We start from the raw sequence: 16,998 nt of genomic DNA, 5'->3' as shown, positions 1-16,998 counted from the left end.
ATGGCTAAGACCATCATGATAGTGGACGATTCTGCCTCGATGCGGCAGGTAGTGGGGATTGCGCTGAAAGGTGCCGGCTATACCGTACTCGAAGGCCGCGACGGCAAGGATGCGCTGACCAAGCTCACCGGCCAGAAGGTGCACCTGATCATCAGCGACGTCAACATGCCGAACATGGATGGCATCAGCTTCGTGAAAGCAGTAAAGCAGCTGCCGGCTTACAAATTCACGCCGATCATCATGCTCACCACCGAGTCGGAAGAATCAAAAAAGAGCGAAGGCCAGGCCGCAGGCGCCAAAGCCTGGGTCGTCAAGCCATTCAAGCCGGAGCAATTACTCAACGCAGTACAGAAACTGTGCCTGCCATGATCCGCTGTTTTTTGCCCTGCTTCACGACCTGCTGGAGAGCCGCATGACATCAGAGAAAAAAAGCCAGAGTGATTTCCAGGTACTACGCATCCAGGGAGAGCTGACCATTTATCGGGCAGTAGAACTCAAGCAAACATTGCTGGCGGCACTGGCCGAACCGTCTCCGCTCGAAGTCGACCTGTCCGACGTTACCGAGATCGATACGGCAGGCGTGCAACTGCTGATGCTGGCTAAAAAAATTGCGCAGGCGAGGCAGCGCGAATTGCGCCTGGTGGCACACAGCCCGGCAGTGGCCGATGTGTTCGAACTGCTGAACCTGGCCGCGTATTTCGGCGACCCGCTGGTCATTGCTTCTGCTTCTCGTGCTGCGGCTGCGCACGCGTCAACCCCTTCCGATGCGAGACACTCGAATGAATCTTGATCAGGCACTACAGACTTTCTTCGCCGAAAGCCGAGAGTTACTGGAAGATATGGAAAATGCGCTGCTTGTAGTGGAGCAGACCGAGCAAAAAGATGAAATGGTGAACGCGATCTTTCGCGCCGCCCACACCATCAAGGGATCATCCGGCCTGTTCGGGCTTGATCACATTGTTGCCTTTACCCATGTGGTCGAGAGCGTACTCGACCAGGTACGCGCCGGCAAACTGCAGATCACGGACCAACTGGTGGTGCTACTGCTGTCTTGCTGCGACCACATTGGCGCGCTGGTCGAGGCGGTGGCAGAGGACCAGAACGAGACCGATGCAGTCCTGCTGCAGCAAGGGGAGCCGCTGATTACACAGTTGCGCGGCTATCTCGCACCACCGCAGCCGCAAGCCGCCCCGCCGGTCACGCGGGCCGTCGCGGAATTGGGCTCTGATCCAATCGAACGCATCGACGGCTGCAGTGTGCATACCGACCACTGGCACATCTCGCTGCGGTTCGGCCCGGATGTGCTGAAAAACGGCATGGACCCGCTGTCCTTCATCCGTTATCTGGAAACGCTGGGCAGCATCACCGGCATCACCACCCTGCCCGATGCGATCCCGGCTGCCGACGCGATGGACCCCGAAGCCTGTTATCTCGGATTCGAGATCGCCTTCCAGAGCGAAGCCGACAAGCTCACGATCGAAAACGTCTTCGAATTCGTGCGCGACGATTGCCACATCCGTATCTTGCCGCCGCACAGTCTGATGTCCGAATTTATTCGCCTGATCCAGGAACTGCCTGAACAACCGGCCCGGCTTGGCGAGATATTGGTGCGCTGCGGCACCCTGACCGCACAGGAACTCGATACTGCGCTCAATGTGCAATCGGATACCCCGTCCAAACTGATCGGCGCCATTTTGGTCGAACAATATTCCGTGCAGCCGGAAGTGGTAGAGGCCGCACTGGCCAAGCAAAAACAAGTTAAGGATATGGGAGCGCAGGAAAGCCGCTCGATCCGGGTCGATGCCGACAAGCTCGACCAACTGATCAACCTGGTCGGCGAACTGATCATCGCCGGCGCCGGCGTCAATCTGATCGCGCGCCGGGCGCAGATCGGCGAACTGCAGGAAAGCACGTCCAAACTGTCGAGCCTGGTGGAAGAAGTGCGCGACAGCGCGCTGCAACTGCGGATGGTCAAGATCGGCGCCACTTTCAGCCGCTTTCAGCGCGTGGTACACGATGTCTCGCGCGAAATCGGCAAGGACATCGGGCTGGTGATCAATGGCGAAGATACCGAGCTTGACAAGACCGTGGTTGAGAAAATCGGGGACCCGCTGATGCATCTGGTCAGAAACGCGATCGACCACGGAATTGAAGCAGCCGAAGTGCGTGCCGCCCACGGCAAGCCGGTCAAGGGCAGCGTCACGCTCGATGCCTACCATGACTCCGGCTCCATCGTGATCTCGGTCAGCGACGACGGCGGCGGACTCAAGCGCGACAAGATATTGTCCAAGGCGATCGAACGGGGACTGCTCGAAGCTGGCCACAACCTTTCCGATAGTGAAATCTACGGCCTGATATTCGAGCCCGGTTTTTCCACTGCCGAACAGGTCACCAACCTGTCCGGGCGCGGGGTCGGCTTGGACGTGGTGAAGCGCAATATCACCGCGCTGCGCGGCAGTGTCGGCGTCAGCAGCGAGGAAGGTGTCGGCACCACCGTGACGGTGCGTCTGCCGCTGACGCTGGCGATCATCGACGGTTTTCTGATCGAAATCGGCAAATCTGTGTTTGTGATTCCGCTCGACATGATTGAAGAATGCGTCGCTTATTCCGCCGAACCCGGACACAACTACACGGACCTGCGCGGCCACGTACTGCCGTTTATTCGCCTACGTGAACTTTTCGACGTCGAAGGCGAGCCGACCCGGCGCGAGAATATCGTCGTACTCAAGCATGCCGGACAAAAAGCGGGGCTGGTGGTAGATACGCTGCTCGGTGAATTCCAGACCGTCATCAAGCCGCTCGGCAAGATGTTTAGCCAGGTCAAATGCATCAGCGGCTCCACCATCCTCGGCAACGGCGAAGTGGCATTGATTCTCGATGTGCCGGCGCTGGTGCGCCAAGCTGCATCGCCAGCATTAAAAGCACAGGAAAAAACCGTATTCGCAGGATAACAACGCATCTGACAGATTAATAAACCGGAGAGAAATTATCATGTTTTCAAATATCAAGATCGGAGCCAGGCTGATGGCCGGGTTCATGCTGGTGGCCGCGATCAGCATTGTGGTGGGCGTAATTGGCATTTCGAATGCAAGCAAAATCAATGACATGGCCGACGTGATGTATGCGCGGGACTTGATCGGGCTGTCCTACATCAAGGAAGCCAATATCAACCTGATCTATATCGGGCGTGCTCGCTTGAATTACCTGCTCGCCACTTCGCAGGAAGAACGGCAGAAGCATCTGGCCTCGATCAACAAAAGCAGTACCACGCTGAAGGATTACCTTGAGAAGGCCAAGCCGTTGTTTGTCACAGCCAAGGCAAAGGAAAACTTTGTCACGTTCTCCAAGGTATGGGAGGAGTACGAAAAGGAACTGCAGAATTCATTAAGCCTTGCTGCCAACGAAAAACTGGGGCAGCACAGCGAAGCGCTGACCCAGGGGCTTGGCCGCGTGCGCGAAAAAGCCAATCAACTAGATGATCTGCTAACCGGCCTGACCAAGATAAAAGAAGAACGGGCCAAAGCGACATCGGCTGAAACCACAGCACTCTACGAGCAAAGCCGCACCGTGATGATTGCAACCGTTACGCTTGGTGTTTTGCTCGGTATCGGCCTCGGCTTCATCACCAGCCGCAGCGTCACAGTGCCACTGAACAAAGCGAAGGAAGCGGCGAACCGTCTGGCAGAAGGAGACCTGACGGTACGAATCGAGAGCAAGACGAAGGATGAGACCGGTCAGATGCTGCAGTCGATGCAGACAATGATCAGCAAGCTGTCGCAGGTAGTGACCGACGTCAACGCCGGCGCCCAGGCGCTGGCCAGCGCATCGGCACAAGTCAGCGCCACCTCGCAATCGCTGTCGCAGGCGTCTAGCGAGCAGGCCGCCAGCGTCGAAGAAACCAGTGCCTCGATCGAACAGATGACCGCGTCGATTGCGCAAAATACCGAGAATGCGAAGGTCACCGACGGCATGGCCAGCAAGGCGGCCAACGAAGCTGCCGAAGGCCGCGAATCGGTCAACGCCACAGTAGCGGCAATGAAGCAGATCGCCAAGAAAATCGGCATCATCGACGACATCGCCTACCAGACCAATCTGCTGGCACTGAATGCAGCGATTGAAGCAGCGCGTGCCGGTGAGCACGGCAAGGGCTTTGCGGTGGTGGCAGCCGAAGTACGCAAACTGGCCGAACGTAGCCAGATAGCGGCGCAAGAAATCGGCGAAGTGGCTAGCAGCAGCGTGGAACTGGCAGAAAAAGCCGGCAAGCTGCTGGGCGAGATAGTGCCGAGCATCCGCAAGACATCCGACCTGGTGCAAGAAATTGCCGCCGCGTCGAACGAGCAATCGTCCGGCGTCGGCCAGATCAATTCGGCAGTGATCCAGCTGAGCCAGACCACGCAACAGAACGCATCCAGTTCTGAAGAACTGGCGGCCACCGCCGAAGAAATGAGCAGCCAGGCCGAGCAATTGCAACAGACGATGGCATTCTTCAAGCTCGATAACACGGCAAACGCAAAAACCCTCGATTCTTCGACGCACAAGAGCGCTGCCGGCGGCAAGACAGGCAAAAAAGGCAGTGTCAAGGTTGCAGCCGGTAAACTGGCGCTGGCATCCAACGCCGAGCTTGACGAAACGCAGTTCACCAGGTTCTGAAGGAGCCCGTCATGCATGCACTGGTTCAGACAGAAAATAGACCGATACCCGGTTCGGCAGCGGCGCAAGTGGTAGCGGTGGCCGAGCAAAAGCAGTATCTGACTTTTATGCTCGGCGGCGAGATGTTCGCGATCAGCATTTTGGGGATCAAGGAAATCATCCAGTACGCCGGACTGACCGAGGTGCCGATGATGCCAAAATGCATCTGCGGCGTGATCAACCTGCGCGGCGCGGTGGTACCGGTAATGGATTTGTCGGTCCGCTTTGGCAAACCGGCCCGCGTTATCACCAAGCGCACCTGTATTGTCATCGTCGAGGTCGAGGCCGAAGACGAACGGCAGGATATGGGTGTGGTAGTCGACGCCGTCAATGCGGTGCTGGAAATTCCATCTTCCGAGATCGAGCCGGCACCAGCGTTCGGCGCCAGAATCCGCACCGATTTCATTGAAGGCATGGGCAAGGTCAACGGCAAGTTCGTGATTTTGCTCAACGTCAATCAAGTGCTATCGATCGAAGAAATCGGCGCACTAGCTCAGATCGATAACGCAAATGCAACGCAGCTGTTGCCAGCCTAATTTGTTTCATTCGGCCGAACCCGAGTCCAACTACACCAACCTGTGCGGTCGGGTACGGCCGTAGCAAACCACCAGGACTCTTAGCGACAAAAGTTGCTATTTTTGCTGGATAAGAACTTCATTTTTAGTGTCAACGATTAGGGAACAACAATCATGCTAGCGAATATGAAAATTGGAATTCGGATGACCGCCGGGTTTGTCGCAGTACTGCTGTTAATGGCGGCGATTTCTGCCATTGGCATCAACAGTATGTCGACCCTGAATGGGCAAGTGGAAGACCTGGTTGCAAATAACATGTACAAGAACAAGCTTGCAAACGAGATGTCCGATTCTGTGCATATTGCCACCCGCGTCATCCGCTCGATCGTGCTATTAAAGGACCCGACTGCGATTGCAGCAGAACGCAAAATATTTGATCAGGCTCGTCAGAAATACAACCAATCGTTCGATAGCCTGAACCAGACCGCCACGAATGAAAAAGGCAAAGCAATTCATTCCAAAATTAAAAGTTATGCCGATATAACGCGACCAATGAATAACAAGGTGCTTGAACTTGATGCAGCAGGCAATGACGAGGAAGCTTTCAAATTCCTGATGGCGGAAGCTGGGCCCGCGGCTCAGAAATGGGAAGACGCAATCGAAGAGTTATTAGCTTTTGAAGATGCCGATGCCAAGCAGGATTATATCGATGCCGAACGGGTATACGCGACGGCACACAAGCTGATGCTGTCGATGTCCACTGCCGCGATTGTGCTGGGCGCACTGATTGCCTGGTTCCTGACACGGAGCATCACACATCCGTTAAGCCAGGCGGTAGAGGTTGCCAACCGCCTGTCCGAAGGCGATCTGACTTGCAAAATAGAATCGACTGCCAAGGATGAAACCGGGCAAATGTTGCAAGCGATGCGCAACATGGTCGTCAAATTAACCCAAGTCATCGAAGGCCAGAAGCGCCTGGTGGAAGCGGCCAACCACGGCAATTTTGAGGCGCACATTGACCTTAACGGGTTACAGGGATTCCAGGAGAAAATGGGCGAGGATCTGAACCAGCTGGTAACGATCACCGGCGCCAGCATAAACGATGTGGTGCGCGTCATGGGTGCCATATCGGAAGGCGATCTGACTCAAAAAATCGATAAGCCGTATGAAGGTGCTTTCGGCATTCTCAAGGAATACACCAACAACACGGTGCACAAACTCTCGCAAGTGGTCTCTGATGTCAACGCCGGCGCCCAGGCGCTGGCCAGCGCATCGGCACAAGTCAGCGCCACCTCGCAATCGCTGTCGCAGGCCACCAGCGAGCAGGCCGCCAGTATCGAAGAAACCAGTGCCTCGATCGAGCAGATGAGTGCGTCGATTGCGCAAAACGCTGAAAACGCCAAAGTCACCGATAGCATGGCGAGCAAAGCGGCCAACGAAGCTGCCGAAGGTGGCGAATCGGTCAACGCCACGGTGGCGGCAATGAAACAGATCGCCAAGAAAATCGGCATCATCGACGATATTGCCTACCAAACCAACCTGCTGGCACTGAATGCAGCCATCGAAGCGGCGCGTGCCGGTGAGCACGGCAAGGGCTTTGCGGTGGTGGCAGCCGAAGTACGCAAACTGGCCGAACGCAGCCAGGTGGCAGCGCAAGAAATCGGCGAAGTAGCCAGCAGCAGCGTGGAACTGGCGGAAAAAGCCGGCAAGCTGCTGGGCGAGATAGTCCCGAGCATCCGCAAGACGTCCGACCTGGTGCAGGAAATCGCCGCCGCGTCGAACGAACAATCGTCCGGCGTCGGCCAGATCAATTCGGCCGTGATCCAGCTGAGCCAGACCACGCAGCAGAACGCCTCCAGTTCCGAAGAACTGGCTGCCACCGCCGAAGAAATGAGCAGCCAGGCCGAACAGTTGCAGCAGACCATGTCCTTTTTCAAGCTGGACGGCTCGGCACACACACCCGTTCCACACACCCCAGTTCGCAAGATTGCCCCGAATCCGGCCTCAACTAAGCAGGCTGCTTTCAAAGTGGGCGGCAATCTGGCACTGGCGTCAAACGCCGCGCTTGACGAAACCCAGTTCACCAAGTTCTGAAGGAGCCCGTCATGCATGCACTGGTTCAGACAGCAGGCAGGCTGCTTGCCGGTTCGGTAGCGGTGGCCGAGCAAAAACAGTACCTGACTTTCATGCTCGGCGGCGAGATGTTCGCGATCAGCATTTTGGGGATCAAGGAAATCATCCAGTACGCCGGGCTGACCGAGGTGCCGATGATGCCAAAATGCATCTGCGGCGTTATCAACCTGCGCGGCGCGGTGGTACCGGTGATGGATTTGTCGGTCCGCTTTGGCAAACCGGCCCGCGTTATCACCAAGCGCACCTGCATCGTCATCGTCGAGGTCGAAGGCGAGACCGAAGACGAACGGCAGAGTATGGGTACGGATATGGGCGTGGTAGTCGACGCCGTCAATGCGGTGCTGGAAATTTCATCTTCCGAGATCGAGCCGGCACCGGCGTTCGGCGCCAGAATCCGCACCGATTTTATTGAAGGTATGGGCAAGGTCAACGGCAAGTTCGTGATTTTGCTCAACGTCAATCACGTGTTGTCGATCGCTGAGATCGGCGCACTGGCTCAGGTCGATGACGTGACGCAGCTGTTGCCAATCTAACCCGATGGACATGCTTTCTATTACCGATCAGGAATTTACCCAGTTCCAGCATTTCATTTTTGAAGCCGCCGGCATCACACTTTCGTCATCGAAAAAAGCGCTGGTCAGCGGGCGCTTGGCCAAGCGCTTGCAATATTGCCAGCTCGGCAGTTACGGCGCCTATTTCAAGCTGCTGACGAGCGGACACGCACCGGATGAAGTACAGACTGCGGTCGATTTGCTGACCACCAACGAAACCTATTTTTTTCGTGAGGCTACCCATTTTGATTTTTTGCGGGAACAGGCACTGGCCGCCGCCAAGCGCTCACAATCCTTTCGCGTATGGAGTGCCGCCAGCTCGACCGGCGAAGAGGCCTACAGCATCGCGATGGTGCTGGCCGATTGTCTGGAAAGCAGGCCTTGGGAAGTGATCGGCTCCGACATCAGCAGCCGCGTGCTGCAGGGAGCGTGTTCCGGCCACTATTCGCTACAACGGACCCGGGATATTCCGCCTTCCTACCTGCGGCGGTTTTGCCTGAAAGGTATCGGCGCGCAACAAGACACGCTGCTGATCGAGCGCAGCTTGCGTAACAAAGTGCGCTTCATCCAGGTCAACCTGAATGCGGCACTGCCCGAACTGGGCTTGTTCGATGTGATTTTTCTGCGCAACGTGATGATTTATTTCAATGACGAAACCAAGCGCCAGGTCGTGACGCGGGTGCTGTCGCTGCTGAAGCCGGGCGGACATTTCTGCATCGGCCATTCGGAAAGTTTGAACGAGATTACCAATGCAGTGCAGATGTTGTCGCCTTCCATCTATCGCAAGCCATAGACTCATGCAGCGGACCACCACTAATAACCTGACCGAAGTTTTCTTGCAGCCCGGCGAGCATTTCGTCGGTGATGCCAGCTACAGGATTCGCACGCTGCTCGGTTCTTGCGTGTCGATCACACTCTGGCATCCAAGGCACCGGATCGGAGCGATGTCCCATTTCCTGCTGCCCAGCCGCGGCACCGTTTCCGGCCGCGAACTGGATGGGCGCTATGGCGAGGATGTCATGTTGCTGATGTTGCAGGAACTGGCCCATGTTAACGTCAAGCCTGCCGAATGCGTCGGCAAGATTTTTGGCGGCGGCAACATGTTTCCAGGGCAAACCCGGGCCGATGCCCGCAACGTCGGCAAAAAAAATGGCGAAGCAGCACGTGCGCTGCTGCATTCGCACCGGATACCGATTGTTTCCGAAAGCCTGTTCGGAATCGGCCACCGGCAGATTATCTTTGATGTCAGCAATGGCGACGTCTGGGCGCGCCAGGTCAAGCTGGCCGATTCGCGCCTGGCACCAGAGGAGCAGACGGCATGAACCGTATAAAAGTAATGGTGGTGGACGATTCGGCGGTAGTGCGCCAGGTAGTCAGCGGCCTGCTCGCAGCAGACCCGGAGATTGAAGTCATCTGCGCGGTAGCAGACCCGCTACTGGCGATGGTGCGCATGCAAAACCAGTGGCCGGACGTGATTGTGCTCGACATCGAGATGCCGCGCATGGATGGCATCACCTTCCTGAAAAAAATTATGCATGAACGGCCGACGCCGGTCGTGATCTGTTCCACGCTGGCCGAGGCCGGCGCAAAAACCTCGATTGAGGCGCTCGCCGCCGGCGCGGTCGCAATCATCACCAAGCCCAAGCTCGGGCTCAAGCAGTTCCTGAACGATAGCTCGAATGACTTGATCACGGCAGTCAAAACGGCAGCGCGCGCCAATGTGAAACGGCTGATGGTCATCGAAAAATACAGTGCAGACGTCATTTTGCTGCCGGCCGGCAGCCACGGAGCGATGATCCAGACCACCGAGCGGGTGGTGGCCATCGGCACGTCGACCGGCGGCACCCAGGCGCTCGAAAAAGTGCTGGTGACGCTGCCCCGGGTGTCGCCCGGGATTGTCATCGTGCAGCACATGCCGGAAAAATTCACCGCCGAGTTTGCCGCCAGGCTCAATGCACTGTGCCAGATCGCCGTCAAGGAAGCGCAGCACAATGATCGCGTGATTCAGGGTCAGGCGCTGATCGCACCGGGCGGCAAGCACATGCTATTGCGGCGCAACGGCGCCCAGTATTTTGTCGAAGTCATCGACGGGCCGTTAGTCAACCGGCACCGGCCGTCGGTCGATGTGCTGTTCCGCTCGGTGGCGAAATGCGCCGGCGCCAACGCGCTGGGCGTAATCATGACCGGGATGGGCGACGACGGCGCCGCCGGCTTGCTGGAGATGCGCAAAACCGGCGCCCGCACCATTGCCCAGGATGAGGAAAGCTGCGTGGTGTACGGCATGCCGAAGGAAGCGGTCAAACGCGGCGCGGTCGAAAAAACCGTCCCCTTGAGCGCGATTGGACGCGAGATCCTGCAACAACTGTATGGTGCGGTTGCAGGATAAGGTCACTGGCAGGCGGCAAGCAATACTTCAAGCAATACTTGCCCGCCTTGCTGCAAAGTTGAATTACTTGTCTTTCTTCGGCCGCCCTGCCTTCAATGGCATCAGGCCAGCCAATGCGCTCTGCAATTGGGCCACGCTCAACTGATCGACCAGCGCCACGCCGATGCGCAACAATTCGCTTTTCTTGACATTGAAACCGGCTTTGAGCGCTGCTTTTTTGACTTTCCCCAGAACGGAGAACTCATCTTCCGGCATGGTGAAGCTATCCCTGACCAGTTTGGCTTTTTTGGCTTTTTCCTTGACGGCTGCCACTGGCTTGGCTGCTGCTGGCCGTTTGACTGCGAGTGCGGCAACCTTCGCCACCGTGTTTCTGACGGCCTTGGGAACCACCGTCTGTTTTACAGCCGTTTTTACAGCTGTTTTTTTAGCGGCAGGCGGCCTGCCAACGCGCGTAACTTTGACCGCCGCATCCGTCTTGGACGGCGCTGCGGCAGTCGCTGCAGTCGCTGCCTTGACTACGACTGGCGCCGATTTGTCTGCAACAGGGTGGACAGAGTTCTCTGATTTTGGCACAGGATTTTTGTTCATTTTCATACTCCAATAAATAGTATAAATAATATATAAAATTAAATAGGATTATGCAAGTATTAAATTACTCCCCGGACGCCGCATTGGAACGCCCGCGGGATTAAAGGCTAGAGGGCTAGAGGGCTAGAGGTTAGGTGTCACGCAGTGCGCTTGATAACGAAATCGATGTCGACATCTTCCCAGCAATCGATTTCCTTTTCCATCCAGTAAGAAATGGTCGGATGGCTCGCGATCCAGTCACGGCTCAGATCCAGTTCGATCCGGTTTTTCATCTTCAGGCGCAAGCTGCTGACGTCCAAATCGATGCGCGAATGCATGAATATGACCGCCAGACGTAACGCCAATACCGCCTTAGCCGAATCCGGATTGGATAAAACCTCACTGACTTTACGCAGGTTGCCCTTTTGCGCCAGGATCAGGCGACTCATCAGCTTTTGCTCGCGGGTCGTAAAGCCGGGCAAATCGGCATGCTCGATCAGGTAAGCGCCGTGCTTGTGATAATCGGTCTGCGACACCGCCAGGCCGATCTCGTGCAGCAGCGCACTCCAGTAGAGCTGCTTGCCGAGGGCATCTGATGCCGGTTTCAGTTGCCGGTACAGGGCGACGGCGATGGCGGCGACGCTGTTGGCGCGCTTTTCCACCACATGAAAACGTTGCAGGCAATCGCGCACCGTTTGCTCGCGCCGATCGCGCCGGGTGGAGCGCAAATACAAATCCCACATGACGCCCATGCGCAATCCGGCTGCAATCGGCCGCAGGCTGGAGATGCCAAGCTCCTGAATCACGCCGATCAAAATCGACAATCCACCCACCAGCACTGCCGCACGCTCCGGTTTCAAGCCGATCAAATCAATCTTATCGACGCTGCCAAAGGCAATCAGGCGCTGCCGCAGAGCATCCAGATTGGCATGCGACAGCGCACCATCGCCGAGACCGTTCTTCAGAATCGCATCCGAAATCGCCCGCATGGTGCCGGAAGAGCCGTAGGCAATCGTCCAGTTGTCGGGGTGATAGGGCGGCGCTGCATCTTCGAAATGGCTGCGGGCGGAAAGTATTGCAGCATCGAAAGTCACAGCATCGATGCGGCCGCTAGGAAAAAATACCAGACTTTGCTTGGCAGTGCCGATGCCGAATGACTCGACATGCTCGATGTCGGGGCCGCGCCCCAGAATCAGCTCGGTGGAGCCGCCGCCGATGTCGAGCACCAGCCGTCGCTCGCTGGCGACCGCCACCGAACACGCGACGCCCATGTAAATCAGCCGCCCTTCTTCTTCGCCGGAAATGATCTCTATCGGATATCCGATAGCCTGTTCCGCCAGCGGTAAAAAGTCGGCCGCATTTTTGGCGATCCGAAAAGTATTGGTTGCCACCACCCTGATCGCATGCAGCGGAAAGGCTGCCAATACGGCGTTAAAACGGCGCAGGGTTTCTATCGCGCCCTGCATCGCTTGCGCGGTCAAAAAGCCATTCTGATCCAGGCTAGCGGCGAAGCGAATCGGCTCGCGCGAACTCTTGACTATGCGTATCGTCTCGCCGTCATGCACACCGATATGCAGACGAAAACTATTCGAACCCAAATCCACTGCAGCAAACATGCAACCCTCTCGTATTCAATCGCGTACCGAACCCCGGCCAAAGTCAAACAGGCTGCAAATGCAGCAGCCGTACTTTGGATGAAACGGGATTTCGGCGGTGTTTTTTATGAAATAAAGCGTCAATATACAGCGATAGCCGAGACTATCGCCCACACTATTGACTGTAGTCGCACCGTATGACGATTTGATGACAATCGGACCGCACTACCAGGAAATTTGCCTGGCAATTATTTAGTTGCCGAAGGGTAAAACAGCTGTTGTCCATCAACCTTGAAATCGGCAATTTTCTTTTGCCCTTCGGCTGACGTGATCCAGTTAATCAGCAGCATTGCTCCTTTGTAATTGATGTTTTTGTATCGGGCAGGATTGACTGCGATGATGCCGTAGGGATTGAACATTTTCGGATCGCCCTGCACCGCCACCGCCAAACCGGTTTTGGCCCGATAGGCACCATAAGTTGCGCGGTCGGTCAGGGTATACGCTTGCAATTGCGCCGCCATGGTCAGGACTTCCCCCATGCCGAGACCGGCAGAAATGTACGATGGCGCTTGCGGCTTGACGCCGACATCTTTCCAGTACACTTTTTCCATTTGATCGGTGCCGGAGTTGTCGCCGCGCGAGATGAACTTGGCCTCGCTATCGACAATTTTCTGCATTGCGCCGATCACGTCTTTGCTGCCCCGGATGCCGGCCGGGTCGTTTTCCGGTCCGACGATGATGAAATCGTTGTACATCACGTCACGCCGGTCCACGCCATATCCCGCGGTAATGAACTTGTCTTCGGAAGGCCGCGCATGCACCAGCGTCACATCGACATCGCCGTTTTTTGCCAGCTCCAGCGCTTTGCCGGTGCCGACCGAGATCACATGCACTTTGGTATGGGTGCTGGCCTCGAATTGCGGCAGCAGGTAGGTCAGCAAGCCGGAATTTTCCGTGCTGGTGGTGGTGGACAATTTGATGACTTCCTGCGCTGCGGCGAATCCGGCCGATAACGGAGCAATGGCAAGTGCTATGCAAAAACGTAAAACGTGACGACGCAACATGGGACGCTCCTGTGCAGTGGTTTAAAAAATTTGGTATTTACGTTTAAATTAGCGCCGGTTTCAGCGTCAAATACAACTATGGAGTATATGCAAAAACATTGCATTTCTCGCATGTGGATAAACCATCTATAAAAATACTGGCATAAAACCTGCAACATTCTTGCGCTGCAGGTTTTATCTACGCGGCCAAAAGTCTGGCGCGCAATGCGCCAATGGGCATTAGCCGATGCGAATCCAGGTGGTCTTCAGTTCCGTGTATTTTTCCAGCGCGTGCAGCGATTTGTCGCGCCCGTTGCCGGATTGCTTGACACCGCCGAACGGCACCGTGATGTCATCTTCATCATAGGAATTCACATGCACGGTGCCGGCGCGCAACGCGCGTGCAGTCTGGATCGCCTTGGTAATATCCGCGGTCCAAACCGCCGCCTGCAAGCCATACGCGGTGGAATTGGCTTGACGGATAGCGTCATTCAAATCCGTGAAGCCGATCACCGACAGCACCGGCCCGAAGATTTCTTCGCGGGCGATTTTCATGCTGCTGTTCACCTCGTCGAACAAGGTTGGCGCGACGTAATAGCCGCCGGATTCGGTGCGCTGCTGCGTGCCGCCGGACACCAGTTTGGCGCCTTCGGCCTGGCCGGATGCGATATAACCGAGCACGGTTTTAAGCTGGATACTGTCGACGATTGCGCCCATCACGGTGGCTTCATCGAGCGGATCGCCGGACTGAAAATTCGGCAGCATGACCAGTGCGCGGGCCAGAAATTCCGCCTTGATCGATTCTTCCACGAACAGGCGCGAAGGCGCGTTGCAACTTTCGCCCTGATTGAAGTAGATCGAACCGATCGATGCTTTCACCGCCGCATCCAGATCGGGGCAATCGGCGCAGACGATATTGGCCGACTTGCCGCCCAACTCGGTCCAGGCCCGTTTCAAATTGGATTGGCCGGCGTATTGCAAAATCAGCTTGCCGACTTTGGTGGAGCCGGTGAAGCCGATGCAATCGACATCCATGTGCAACGCCAGCGCGCTGCCAGCTTCATGGCCGTAACCCGGCACGACGTTGAAAACGCCGGCCGGAATGCCCGCTTCCAGTGCGATTTCAGCCAGCCGCAAAGCGCTCAGTGGCGATTTCTCGGAAGGTTTGAGCACCACGCTGTTGCCTGCGGCCAGTGCCGGGGCGATCTTCCACGACGCCATCATCATCGGGTAATTCCACGGCACGATGGCGGCCACCACGCCGACCGGTTCACGCGTAATCAGCGCCAATGCGGTATCGGCGGTAGGGGCGATTTCATCATAAATCTTGTCTATCGCTTCGCCGTACCAGCGGATGCAGTTGGCGGCGGCAGGCACATCCACGCTGCGGCTGTACTTGATCGGCTTGCCCATGTCGAGCGTCTCCAGCAGCGCCAGTTCGTCGCGGTGCTGCAGCATCAGATCGGCAAACTTGATCAGGATGCGTTTGCGCGCAGCAGGCGCCAGACCGGCCCAGCGCCGATCGTCAAAAGCCGCACGGGCCGCAAGCACCGCGGCATCGACATCGGCCGCATCGCAACGCGCCGCGTCGGTAAGCTTGCGGCCATCCACCGGCGACAGGCATTCGAAGGTAGCGCCCGATTGCGCCGCCACCCGCTCGCCATTGATGAAAGCACGGCCGTCGAATTGCGTGGCGGCTGCTTGTGCGTGCCAATCTGTTTTTTGCTTTTGCATGATGCTGCTCCTTGATATGAAAATTACTGCGACACACCGCGTGTCGCTGCCGAAATCTGTTTCTGGCGCTGCCGTTCGGCGCGGGCGATATACAGGCTAGACGCCAATACGCCGATGCCGACTGCCAGGATGGTCAGGGTGGCGATCGCGTTGACCCGCGGATCGAGCCCGAGACGCGCACGCGAAAAAATCACGATTGGCATGGTCGATGAACCCGGCCCCGACAAAAATGCCGACAGCACCACATCGTCGAGCGACAAGGTAAACGTCAGCAGCCAGGCCGACATCAAAGCCGGCGTGATGTTCGGCAAGGTCACCAGAAAAAATACCTGATGCGGTTTGCAGCCCAGGTCCATGGCCGCCTCTTCCAGCGATTTGTCCATGTCGCGCAGGCGCGATTGCACCACCACGGTCGCGTACGCCATGCCAAGCAGCGAGTGCGCAATCCAGATCGTAAACATGCCACGCTCCGGAAAACCCAGCATGCGCTGCATCGATACCATCAGCAGCAGCAGCGATAGCCCGATGATGACTTCCGGCATCACCAGCGGTGCGCTGACCATGCTGCCAAACAGCGTGCGGCCGGCAAACTGGCGGTAGCGGTTCAGCACAAAGGCGGCGAAAGTACCGAGGATGACGGAGGCAAAGGCGCTCAACACCGCGATTTTCAGTGACAGCACGAAGCCGGCGATGATTTCAGCATCGTCCATCAGGCCGGCGTACCACTGCAGCGAAAATCCGCTCCACTGCATCGACTGGCGCGAACTGTTGAAGGAAAACACGATCAGGACCACGATCGGGATATACAGAAACAGGTAGGTGGCCGACAGCCAGCTGCGTCCAAACCAGCCGGTGTTATTCTTAAACCCATTCATGCGCCGTCGCCCTCCTGTTGTCTGGCTTGGTATTTGTTGAAGATCGCCATCGGCAACAGAATCAGCAAAATCATGATGACGGTCACCGCAGAAGCCATCGGCCAGTCGTTATTGCTGAAAAATTCATCCCACAGCACGCGGCCGATCATCAGAGTTTCCGGCCCGCCCAACAATTCAGGAATCACGAATTCGCCCACGCACGGGATCAATACCAGCATCGAGCCGGCGATGATGCCCGACTTCGACAGCGGCACCGTCACCAGCCAGAAAGTTTTCCATGGAGTCGAGCCGAGATCGGCGGCCGCTTCCAGAAAGCGCACATCCATCTTCACCAGAGTCGCATACAGCGGCAGGATCATGAACGGCAGATACGCATACACCATGCCGATCACCAGCGAAAACGGCGTGTGCAGCAAAGTCAGCGGCACATCAATTACGCCGAGCCAGAGAAGAAAATTATTGAGCAGTCCGTTCGAGGCCAGTATCCCTTTCCACGCATAAATGCGCAGCAGGAACGAGGTCCAGAACGGCAGCATCACCAGCATCAGCAAGGTGGTTCTGATGGTCGGCCGGGAGCGCGCCAGGAAATAGGCGAACGGATAACCGATCAGCAGGCACAGCAGCGTGGTCACCGCAGCGTATTTCAGCGAACTCAGGTACGTCAGCGCGTACAGGCTGTCCTGCGCGATGAACAGATAATTGGCGAGCTTTATTTTTAGCGTCGCACTGCCATCGGTGTACGAAAACAGGCTGCCGAACGGATCGGCAGCGCTCTGGACATCGGCCACGCTGATGCGAAACACGATCAGGAACGGCACCAGAAATACCAGCAGCAGCCACAGATAAGGAATGCCGATGACGAAGCGGCGTCCGCTGAACCAGCCCGAAAATTTTTTCATGATTTTTCCTG

At 56.6% G+C, this 16,998-nt stretch carries 16 protein-coding genes; 10 read left to right on the top strand and 6 right to left on the bottom strand.

What is annotated here, in order from left to right; genetic code table 11:
• The 10 genes from KGFNPO_RS04725 (at position 1) to KGFNPO_RS04680 (ending at position 10,274) form a co-directional block, all read left to right on the top strand.
• Positions 1–369, top strand: a complete 369-nt coding sequence (locus KGFNPO_RS04725; RefSeq protein ID WP_472633337.1) for a response regulator — start codon at positions 1–3, stop codon at positions 367–369.
• A 43-nt stretch (positions 370–412) separates the two neighbouring features.
• Positions 413–790, top strand: a complete 378-nt coding sequence (locus tag KGFNPO_RS04720; RefSeq protein WP_472633336.1) for an STAS domain-containing protein — start codon at positions 413–415, stop codon at positions 788–790.
• The gene (locus KGFNPO_RS04715; protein ID WP_472633335.1) at positions 780–2,951 is read left to right on the top strand and encodes a chemotaxis protein CheA; all 2,172 of its coding nucleotides are present in this window, start codon (positions 780–782) and stop codon (positions 2,949–2,951) included. Before KGFNPO_RS04720 ends, KGFNPO_RS04715 begins: the two co-directional genes overlap by 11 nt.
• Before the next feature lie 40 nt (positions 2,952–2,991).
• Positions 2,992–4,650 carry a methyl-accepting chemotaxis protein gene (locus KGFNPO_RS04710; protein WP_472633334.1) on the top strand — a complete coding sequence of 553 codons (1,659 nt, stop codon included), beginning with the start codon at positions 2,992–2,994 and terminating at the stop codon, positions 4,648–4,650.
• Between the two features lie 11 nt (positions 4,651–4,661).
• Positions 4,662–5,225: a chemotaxis protein CheW gene (locus KGFNPO_RS04705; protein ID WP_472633333.1), complete on the top strand. Its 564-nt coding sequence runs from the start codon at positions 4,662–4,664 to the stop codon at positions 5,223–5,225.
• A gap of 165 nt (positions 5,226–5,390) precedes the next feature.
• Entirely contained in the window at positions 5,391–7,298 is a 1,908-nt protein-coding gene (locus KGFNPO_RS04700; protein ID WP_472633332.1) for a methyl-accepting chemotaxis protein, read from the top strand.
• Between the two features lie 11 nt (positions 7,299–7,309).
• On the top strand, positions 7,310–7,870 hold the full coding sequence (locus tag KGFNPO_RS04695; RefSeq protein WP_472633331.1) for a chemotaxis protein CheW: 561 nt from the start codon (positions 7,310–7,312) through the stop codon (positions 7,868–7,870).
• Positions 7,871–7,874: 4 nt separating this feature from the next.
• Positions 7,875–8,681 (top strand): CheR family methyltransferase, encoded by an 807-nt coding sequence (locus KGFNPO_RS04690; protein WP_472633330.1) that lies wholly within the window; start codon positions 7,875–7,877, stop codon positions 8,679–8,681.
• 4 nt (positions 8,682–8,685) lie between these two features.
• On the top strand, positions 8,686–9,210 hold the full coding sequence (locus tag KGFNPO_RS04685) for a chemotaxis protein CheD (RefSeq protein ID WP_472633329.1): 525 nt from the start codon (positions 8,686–8,688) through the stop codon (positions 9,208–9,210).
• Positions 9,207–10,274, top strand: coding sequence for a protein-glutamate methylesterase/protein-glutamine glutaminase (locus tag KGFNPO_RS04680; protein ID WP_472633328.1), 1,068 nt, complete (start codon positions 9,207–9,209; stop codon positions 10,272–10,274). The genes KGFNPO_RS04685 and KGFNPO_RS04680 overlap by 4 nt, the downstream gene beginning before the upstream one ends.
• Before the next feature lie 63 nt (positions 10,275–10,337).
• Here KGFNPO_RS04680 and KGFNPO_RS04675 read toward each other — a convergent pair whose 3' ends face one another.
• The 6 genes from KGFNPO_RS04675 to KGFNPO_RS04650 form a co-directional block, all read right to left on the bottom strand.
• The gene (locus tag KGFNPO_RS04675) at positions 10,338–10,862 is read right to left on the bottom strand and encodes a hypothetical protein (protein WP_472633327.1); all 525 of its coding nucleotides are present in this window, start codon (positions 10,860–10,862) and stop codon (positions 10,338–10,340) included.
• Positions 10,863–10,999: 137 nt separating this feature from the next.
• Complete coding sequence (locus KGFNPO_RS04670; protein WP_472633326.1) at positions 11,000–12,457, bottom strand: Ppx/GppA phosphatase family protein; 1,458 nt, start codon at positions 12,455–12,457, stop codon at positions 11,000–11,002.
• A 227-nt stretch (positions 12,458–12,684) separates the two neighbouring features.
• Positions 12,685–13,500, bottom strand: a complete 816-nt coding sequence (locus KGFNPO_RS04665) for an ABC transporter substrate-binding protein (protein ID WP_472633325.1) — start codon at positions 13,498–13,500, stop codon at positions 12,685–12,687.
• 219 nt (positions 13,501–13,719) lie between these two features.
• Positions 13,720–15,213, bottom strand: a complete 1,494-nt coding sequence (locus tag KGFNPO_RS04660) for an aldehyde dehydrogenase (RefSeq protein ID WP_472633324.1) — start codon at positions 15,211–15,213, stop codon at positions 13,720–13,722.
• A 23-nt stretch (positions 15,214–15,236) separates the two neighbouring features.
• On the bottom strand, positions 15,237–16,088 hold the full coding sequence (locus KGFNPO_RS04655; RefSeq protein WP_472633323.1) for an ABC transporter permease: 852 nt from the start codon (positions 16,086–16,088) through the stop codon (positions 15,237–15,239).
• A complete protein-coding gene (locus KGFNPO_RS04650) occupies positions 16,085–16,987 on the bottom strand; it encodes an ABC transporter permease subunit (RefSeq protein ID WP_472633322.1) in 903 nt (300 codons plus the stop codon). Before KGFNPO_RS04650 ends, KGFNPO_RS04655 begins: the two co-directional genes overlap by 4 nt.
• Positions 16,988–16,998 lie beyond the last annotated feature (11 nt).

It is taken from the genome of Gelidimonas diazotrophica (assembly GCF_055694025.1).
This window is presented reverse-complemented; position numbering and strand designations above follow the sequence as displayed.

Excerpts from the sequence above, each read along its gene's own strand:
- KGFNPO_RS04695 (WP_472633331.1), top strand. The coding sequence starts at position 7,310 with ATGCATGCACTGGTTCAGACAGCAGGCAGGCTGCTTGCCGGTTCGGTA.
- KGFNPO_RS04700 (WP_472633332.1), top strand. The coding sequence starts at position 5,391 with ATGAAAATTGGAATTCGGATGACCGCCGGGTTTGTCGCAGTACTGCTG.
- KGFNPO_RS04675 (WP_472633327.1), bottom strand. The coding sequence starts at position 10,862 with ATGAACAAAAATCCTGTGCCAAAATCAGAGAACTCTGTCCACCCTGTT.
- KGFNPO_RS04685 (WP_472633329.1), top strand. The coding sequence starts at position 8,686 with ATGCAGCGGACCACCACTAATAACCTGACCGAAGTTTTCTTGCAGCCC.
- KGFNPO_RS04660 (WP_472633324.1), bottom strand. The coding sequence starts at position 15,213 with ATGCAAAAGCAAAAAACAGATTGGCACGCACAAGCAGCCGCCACGCAA.
- KGFNPO_RS04725 (WP_472633337.1), top strand. The coding sequence starts at position 1 with ATGGCTAAGACCATCATGATAGTGGACGATTCTGCCTCGATGCGGCAG.
- KGFNPO_RS04690 (WP_472633330.1), top strand. The coding sequence starts at position 7,875 with ATGGACATGCTTTCTATTACCGATCAGGAATTTACCCAGTTCCAGCAT.
- KGFNPO_RS04720 (WP_472633336.1), top strand. The coding sequence starts at position 413 with ATGACATCAGAGAAAAAAAGCCAGAGTGATTTCCAGGTACTACGCATC.
- KGFNPO_RS04670 (WP_472633326.1), bottom strand. The coding sequence starts at position 12,457 with ATGTTTGCTGCAGTGGATTTGGGTTCGAATAGTTTTCGTCTGCATATC.
- KGFNPO_RS04680 (WP_472633328.1), top strand. The coding sequence starts at position 9,207 with ATGAACCGTATAAAAGTAATGGTGGTGGACGATTCGGCGGTAGTGCGC.
- KGFNPO_RS04665 (WP_472633325.1), bottom strand. The coding sequence starts at position 13,500 with ATGTTGCGTCGTCACGTTTTACGTTTTTGCATAGCACTTGCCATTGCT.
- KGFNPO_RS04650 (WP_472633322.1), bottom strand. The coding sequence starts at position 16,987 with ATGAAAAAATTTTCGGGCTGGTTCAGCGGACGCCGCTTCGTCATCGGC.
- KGFNPO_RS04710 (WP_472633334.1), top strand. The coding sequence starts at position 2,992 with ATGTTTTCAAATATCAAGATCGGAGCCAGGCTGATGGCCGGGTTCATG.
- KGFNPO_RS04715 (WP_472633335.1), top strand. The coding sequence starts at position 780 with ATGAATCTTGATCAGGCACTACAGACTTTCTTCGCCGAAAGCCGAGAG.
- KGFNPO_RS04655 (WP_472633323.1), bottom strand. The coding sequence starts at position 16,088 with ATGAATGGGTTTAAGAATAACACCGGCTGGTTTGGACGCAGCTGGCTG.
- KGFNPO_RS04705 (WP_472633333.1), top strand. The coding sequence starts at position 4,662 with ATGCATGCACTGGTTCAGACAGAAAATAGACCGATACCCGGTTCGGCA.